Raw genomic sequence first — 6,991 nt, 5'->3', positions numbered from 1 at the left:
GGCGACCTGGTCGTTGCGGGAGCGGCCCGCACGGAGCTTGCCGCCCAGCTCCGGCCCGGCCCGCTCGATGAGCCCGCGCTCCAGCGCGGAGTGCACGTCCTCGTCCCCCGGCGCGGGCAGGAAGCTCTCGGCGAGCACGTCCGCCTCCAGCTTCGTGAGCGCCGCGAGCATCCCGTCGAGATCGGCCGCGCTGAGCAGCCCGGCCCGGTGCAGCACGCGCGCGTGCGCCTTCGAGCCGCGGATGTCGTACGGCGCGAGCCGCCAGTCGAACTGGGTGGACTTGGACAGCGCGGCCAACGCGTCCGCCGGGCCGCCGCTGAACCGGCCACCCCACAGAGCTCCGGTCGACTCGGGCATCAGTCGGTGCCCGCTTCGAGCGCGGCGGCGTCGAGGGACTGCTCCGAGTCGCGCTCGCCGTCCGCCGCCGCGATCCGGTCGAACCCGCCGGAGGGCAGCTCGCCGAACAGCGTGCCGTGCTCGACGAGCACGGTGCCCTGGTCGTGCGGCTGGCCCGCATAGGACTCCAGCTTGGCGCGCGAGTCCGCGATGTCGAGGTTGCGCATGGTGAGCTGGCCGATCCGGTCCGTGGGCCCGAACGCGGCGTTCTCCACGCGCTCCATCGAGAGCCGGTCCGGGTGGTAGGAGAAGCCGCTGCCCTGCGTGTCGAGGATCGTGTAGTCGTCCCCGCGGCGCAGCCGGAGCGTGACGGTGCCGGTGACCAGCGAGGCGATCCAGCGCTGGATCGACTCGCGCACCATCAGCGCCTGCGGGTCCAGCCAGCGGCCCTCGTAGAGCAGCCTGCCCAGCTTGCGGCCCTCGTTGTGGTAGTTGGCGACGGTGTCCTCGTTGTGGATCGCGTTGACCAGCCGCTCGTAGGCGGCGAAGAGCAGCGCCATCCCGGGCGCCTCGTAGATGCCGCGCGACTTCGCCTCGATGATGCGGTTCTCGATCTGGTCCGACATGCCCAGGCCGTGGCGTCCGCCGATGGCGTTGGCCTCCAGCACGAGGGCGACCTGCGAGTCGAACCGACGACCGTTGATCGCCACGGGCACCCCGGCCTCGAAGCTGACCGCGACGTCCTCGGACTCGATCCGGGTCGCCGGGTCCCAGTACTTCACGCCCATGATCGGCTCGATGGTCTCCAGCGAGACGTCGAGGTGCTCGAGGGTCTTGGCCTCGTGGGTGGCGCCCCAGATGTTGGCGTCGGTGGAGTAGGCCTTCTCGGCGGAGTCCCGGTAGGGCAGCCCGTGGGCGGTGAGCCACCTCGACATCTCGTCCCGCCCACCCAGCTCGGAGACGAAGTCCGCGTCGAGCCAGGGCTTGTAGATGCGGAGCTCGGGGTTGGCCAGCAGGCCGTAGCGGTAGAACCGCTCGATGTCGTTGCCCTTGAAGGTCGACCCGTCGCCCCAGATGTTCACGTCGTCCGCCTGCATGGCCCGGACCAGCAGCGTCCCGGTGACGGCGCGGCCCAGCGGCGTGGTGTTGAAGTAGGTGCGCCCGCCGGACCGGATGTGGAAGGCCCCGCACGCCAGCGCCGCCAGGCCCTCCTCGACCAGCTGCGGCTTGATGTCCACCGCGCGGGCGATCTCCGCCCCGTACTGCCGCGCGCGGTCCGGGACGCCGGAGATGTCCGCCTCGTCGTACTGGCCGAGGTCGGCGGTATAGGTGCACGGGATCCCGCCCTTGTCGCGCATCCACGCGACCGCCACGGAGGTGTCGAGGCCCCCGGAGAAGGCGATGCCGATGCGCTCGCCCTTGGGGAGGGAGGTCAGGACCTTGCTCACGGGTTCGGTGCTCCTTGGTCGGTGCTGTGCAGATGCTGTAGCAGGTGGGCGAGCCCGGCTCCGGTCAACGGCTCGCGGGCGACCACGACGACCGTGTCGTCCCCCGCGATCGTCCCGACGACCGCGTGCAGGGCGGCCCGGTCCAGCGCACTCGCAAGGTAGTGGGCGGCGCCCGGCGGGGTGCGCAGGACCGCCAGGTTGCCGCTCGAGTCCGCGGAGACGAGCAGGTCGGACAACAGCCGCTCCAGGCGGCTGGTGCCACCCTCCACGCCGCGGACGGGGCTGCCGTCCTCCGGGATGACGTAGACCGGCTGGCCCCCGTCGGCACCCCGGATCTTGACCGCTCCGAGCTCGTCGAGGTCGCGCGAGAGGGTGGCCTGCGTGGCCGCGATCCCCTCGGCGTCGAGCAGGGCCTGCAGCTCGCTCTGGCTGCGCACCGCGCGCAGGGCGATGATCTCGATGATCCGCGCCTGGCGGGCCACCCGGGTCGCCGCCGTCACGACCCCACCGCCCTCACGCTCGCTGGGGGTCGAGGAGCCACGCCAGCAGCGCCTTCTGGGCGTGCAGCCGGTTCTCCGCCTCGTCCCAGACCGCGCTCGCGGGCCCGTCGAGCACCTCGTCGGTGATCTCGTCCCCTCGGTGTGCGGGCAGGCAGTGCAGGACGATCGCGCCGGTGTTCGCCCTGCTCAGCAGCCCGGCGTTGACCTGGTACGGGCGGAACGGGGCGGCGCGGTCCAGCCCGTCCGACTCCTGGCCCATGGAGACCCAGGTGTCCGTGACGAGCACGTCCGCCCCCTCGGCTGCCGCCTGCGGGTCCGCCACGACCTCGGCCGACCCACCGGTCTCGGTGCCGTGGGACTTGGCGTCCCGCAGCACGTCCGGGTCCGGCTGGAAGCCCTCCGGGGCACTGATCCGCACGTGCATCCCGGCGAGCGCGCCACCGAGGAGCAGCGAGTGCGCCATGTTGTTCGCGCCGTCGCCGAGGTAGGTCAGGGTGAGGCCCGCGGTGCGCCCGAAGCGTTCGCGGACGGTCTGCAGGTCGGCGAGGACCTGACAGGGGTGGAACTCGTCGGTGAGCGCGTTGACGACGGGGACGCTCGCCACCGAGGCCATCTCGGCGATGCGGGACTGGCCCGTGGTCCGCCACACGATGCCGTCGACGAAGCGGGACAGCACGCGGGCGGTGTCCGCGACGGTCTCGCCGCGGCCGAGCTGGCTGGTCGCGGCGTCGAGGATCACGGCCTGCCCGCCGAGCTGGGCGATGCCCACCTCGAACGAGATCCGGGTGCGGGTGGAGGCCTTGTCGAACAGCACGGCGACCGGGCGCGGGCCCATGAGCGGCAGCGCGGCGAAGCGGTCCGCCTTGAGCTCGGCGGCCAGCGCGAGGACCTCGGCCTGCTCGGCCGGGCTCAGGTCGTCGTCCCGGAGGAAGTGACGCACCATCGCTAGACGCCCCCCAGGATGTCCGGCAGGTCCTTCAGGAAGCCGAGGGCCTGCTCCTCGGTGAGGACCAGCGGCGGGGCCAGCCGCACCCGGTCCGGCACCGCGTTGTTGACCAGGTAGCCCCGGTCCCGCGCGGCCGCGGCGACCGCGGCGGACTTCGGCTCCGCCAGCCCGATCCCGATGTGCAGGCCCGCCCCGGACACGTCCGTGACCAGCGGCATCCCCTCGATGCCCGCCCGGATCTCCTTGCCGAGGCTCGTGACGTGCTCGAGCAGGTTGTCGTTCGCGATCGTGGCCAGCACGGCGAGGGCCGCGGCGCAGCTGACCGGGTTGCCGCCGAAGGTGGTGCCGTGCTGGCCGGGCTCGAGCAGGCCCGCGGCCTCCCCGATCCCGATGCACGCGCCGATCGGCAGGCCGCCGCCGAGCCCCTTGGCCAGGGTCACGACGTCGGGCACGATCCCGGCGGTCTGGTGCGCGAACCAGGCGCCGGTGCGGCCGATACCGGTCTGCACCTCGTCCAGCACGAGCAGCGCACCCTTGGCGGAGGTGATCTCCCGGGCCGCGGCGAGGTAGCCGTCCGGCGGCACGATCACCCCGGCCTCACCCAGGATCGGCTCGAGGAACACCGCCGCCGTGTTCTCGTCCACCGCGGCCTCCAGCGCCGCGACGTCCCCGAACGGGATGTGCTCGACGCCCGGGGGCATCGGCTCGAACGGCGTGCGCTTGGCGGGCTGGCCGGTCAGCGCGAGCGCGCCCATCGTGCGGCCGTGGAAGGCCTGCTCGCAGGCGACGATCGTCGGCCTGCCGGTCCGCCGCGCGATCTTGAACGCGGTCTCGTTGGCCTCGGCGCCGGAGTTGCAGAACAGCACCCGCGCGCTCTCCTGGCCGAGCAGCGCGATGAGCTTCTCGGCGAGCTGCAGGGGCGGCTCGGTGATGGAGAGGTTCGAGGTGTGGCCCAGCGTGGAGATCTGGTGCGTGACGGCCTCGACGATCGCCGGATGTGCGTGGCCCAGGGAGTTCACCGCGATCCCGCCGAGGAGATCGAGGTACTCGCGCCCGTCGGCGTCCCACACCACGGCGCCCTGCCCCCGCACGAGCGTGAGCGGCGGGGTGCCGTAGTTGTTCATGAGCGCGTGCTGCCACCGCTCGGCGTGGGTACTCATGAGGGGACCACCATCGTTCCGACTCCTTCGCTCGTGAAGACCTCGAGCAGCACCGAGTGCGGCACCCGCCCGTCGATCACGTGCGCCTGCGGGACCCCGCCGGTGACCGCCCGCAGGCAGGCCTCCATCTTCGGCGCCATCCCGCTCTCGAGCGTGGGGAGCATCGGCTCCAGCTCGGCGGCGGTGAGGGCCGAGATGATCGACTCGGGGTCCGGGTAGTTCGCGTACAGGCCCTCGACGTCCGTGAGCACCACGAGCTTCGCGGCGCCCAGCGCGGCCGCCAGCGCGGCGGCCGCGCTGTCGGCGTTGATGTTGTGGACCTGGCCCGCGGCATCGGGTGCGACACCTGCCACCACCGGGATCCGGCCCGCCGCCACGATGTCCAGGACCGCGGCCGGGTTGACCTCCACGACGTCCCCGACCAGGCCGATGTCGACCTCCTCACCGCCGACGAGCGCGGTGCGCTTCTCGGCGCGGAAGAGCCCGGCGTCCTCCCCGGAGAGGCCCACGGCATACGGCCCGTGCTGGTTGACCAGGCCGACCAGCTCCCGGCCGACCTGCCCGACCAGCACCATCCGGACGACGTCGATCGTCTCGGGGGTGGTCACCCGCAGGCCGCCGCGGAACTCGCCGGGCAGGCCCAGCCGCTTCAGCATGGCGCTGATCTGCGGCCCGCCGCCGTGCACGACGACGGGGTGGATGCCCGCGAGCCGCAGGAACATCATGTCCTGGGCGAAGGCCTGCTTCAGCTCGTCGTCGATCATGGCGTTGCCGCCGTACTTGACCACGACGATCTTGCCGTGGAAGCGCTGCAGGTACGGCAGGGCCTCGGCGAGGACGCCCGCCTTCTCCCCCGCGCGCTGGTGTCTAAGAGGAGTAGGCACTGTTCTCCTCCACGTAGGCGTGCGACAGGTCGGTGGTGAGGATCTCCGCCGCGCCGCCGCCGAGCCCCAGCGCGACCTCCACGAGGATGTCCTCGCCGGAGAGGTCCGCGAGCGAGCGGTCCCCGGCGGCGACCCCGCCCGCGCAGAGCAGGACCCCGTTGATCGTGACGTCCAGGTGGTCGGGGTTCAGCTCGGCCTCCGCGTAGCCCGCGGCCGCCGCGACCCGGCCCCAGTTCGGGTCCGACCCGAAGAGAGCGGTCTTGACCAGCGAGTCCCGGGCGACGGTGCGGGCGACGGTCACCGCGTCGTCCTCCGAGGCCGCGCCGGTGACCCGCACCGTGACCCGCTTGGTGACGCCCTCGGCGTCCGCCTGCATCTGGCGGGCCAGGTCCTTGGCCACCTCGGTGAGGGCGACGGTCAGCTCGGCCTCCGTGGGCGTGACGCCCGAGGCCCCGGACGCCAACACGACCACGGTGTCGTTGGTGGACATCGAGCCGTCCACGTCCAACCGGTCGAAGGAGACCCGGACGGCGGCGTGCAGCGCCTTGTCGAGGGTCTCGGCGTCCGCGACCGCATCCGTGGTGAGCACGGACAGCATGGTGGCCATGGAGGGCGCGATCATCCCGGCGCCCTTGGTGATCCCACCGACCGACCACCCCTCGCGGACCGCGAGGGACTGCTTGGCCACCGTGTCCGTGGTCATGATCGCCGTGGCGGCGGCCAGGCCCGCCTCCGGCGTGGACTCCAGCGACCCGGCGGCCTTCTCGACACCCGCCAGCAGCACGTCCCGCGGGAGCTGCGCACCGATCAGCCCGGTGGAGCACAGCGCGACGTCGATCGGGCCGATCCCGAGCACCTCCGCGGCCTTCTCGGCGGTGGCGTGCGCGGTCTGGAAACCCTCGGGCCCGGTGCAGGCGTTCGCCCCGCCGGAGTTGAGGACGACCGCCCGGAGCGACCCGGTGGTCATGACCTGCTGGGTCCAGAGGACCGGCGCGGCCTTCACCTTGTTGCGGGTGAACACGGCCGCCGCGACGTCCGACGGCCCGTCGTTCACGACGAGTGCGAGGTCCGGCTTGCCGCTGACCTTGAGTCCCGCGGTGATGCCGGTGGCTCGGAAGCCCCGTGGATGGGTGACGCTCACGGCGCGACCCCCGTGGTGGGCAGGCCGGTGGTCTCGGGGAGGCCCAGGGCGAGGTTCATGCACTGGATGGCGCCGCCCGCGGTGCCCTTGGCCAGGTTGTCGATGGCCGCGATGACCACGAGCCGCCGCGCGTCCGCATCCACCGCGACCTGCAGGTGGACGGTGTTCGACCCCAGCGTGGCCTTGGTGGTGGGCCACTGGCCCTCGGGCAGCAGGTGCACGAAGGGCTCGGCCGCGTAGGCCTTGTCGTAGACCTCCCGCGCATCGGCCCCGTCCCCGGTCAGGGGCGCGGTGCAGGTGGCGAGGATGCCCCGGGGCAGGGGCGCGAGGACGGGGGTGAAGCTCACGCTGACCGGCTCACCGGACACCCCCGACAGGTTCTGCGCGATCTCCGGCGTGTGCCGGTGGGTTCCCCCCACCCCGTACGCGGACAGCGAGCCCATGACCTCGGCTCCGAGCAGGTGCGGCTTGAGCGACTTGCCCGCGCCGGAGGTGCCGGTGACCGCGGTGACCACCACGGACGGTTCCACGATCCCGGCCGCCAGGGCCGGTGCCAGGGCGAGGGACGAGACCGTC

At 72.7% G+C, this 6,991-nt stretch carries 8 protein-coding genes; all 8 read right to left on the bottom strand.

Annotation, left to right across the window (positions count from 1 at the left end; translation table 11 throughout):
• A partial coding sequence (locus tag H5J29_RS15905) for a lyase family protein (protein WP_246393928.1) occupies positions 1–357 on the bottom strand: 357 nt, incomplete at its 3' end.
• Positions 357–1,784: an argininosuccinate synthase gene (argG, locus tag H5J29_RS15900; protein WP_181781741.1), complete on the bottom strand. Its 1,428-nt coding sequence runs from the start codon at positions 1,782–1,784 to the stop codon at positions 357–359. The genes argG and H5J29_RS15905, both read right to left, overlap by 1 nt.
• On the bottom strand, positions 1,781–2,284 hold the full coding sequence (locus H5J29_RS15895) for an arginine repressor (protein WP_181781740.1): 504 nt from the start codon (positions 2,282–2,284) through the stop codon (positions 1,781–1,783). The genes argG and H5J29_RS15895 overlap by 4 nt, the downstream gene beginning before the upstream one ends.
• A 13-nt stretch (positions 2,285–2,297) precedes the next feature.
• On the bottom strand, positions 2,298–3,227 hold the full coding sequence (gene argF, locus H5J29_RS15890) for an ornithine carbamoyltransferase (protein WP_181781739.1): 930 nt from the start codon (positions 3,225–3,227) through the stop codon (positions 2,298–2,300).
• Between the two features lie 2 nt (positions 3,228–3,229).
• A complete protein-coding gene (locus tag H5J29_RS15885; protein ID WP_181781738.1) occupies positions 3,230–4,390 on the bottom strand; it encodes an acetylornithine transaminase in 1,161 nt (386 codons plus the stop codon).
• Positions 4,387–5,274: an acetylglutamate kinase gene (gene argB / locus H5J29_RS15880; RefSeq protein ID WP_181781737.1), complete on the bottom strand. Its 888-nt coding sequence runs from the start codon at positions 5,272–5,274 to the stop codon at positions 4,387–4,389. The genes H5J29_RS15885 and argB overlap by 4 nt, the downstream gene beginning before the upstream one ends.
• On the bottom strand, positions 5,258–6,415 hold the full coding sequence (gene argJ / locus H5J29_RS15875; RefSeq protein WP_181781736.1) for a bifunctional glutamate N-acetyltransferase/amino-acid acetyltransferase ArgJ: 1,158 nt from the start codon (positions 6,413–6,415) through the stop codon (positions 5,258–5,260). Before argJ ends, argB begins: the two co-directional genes overlap by 17 nt.
• Positions 6,412–6,991, bottom strand: a 580-nt coding sequence (locus tag H5J29_RS15870; RefSeq protein ID WP_281375998.1) for an Asd/ArgC dimerization domain-containing protein, incomplete at its 5' end; no start/stop codon positions are given. The genes argJ and H5J29_RS15870, both read right to left, overlap by 4 nt.

This window comes from Pseudonocardia pini (assembly GCF_013870575.1).
Classification (GTDB): Bacteria; Actinomycetota; Actinomycetes; order Mycobacteriales; family Pseudonocardiaceae; genus Pseudonocardia; species Pseudonocardia pini.
The sequence above is the reverse complement of the archived record's forward strand: the minus strand, read 5'-3'. Positions and strand labels throughout refer to the sequence as shown.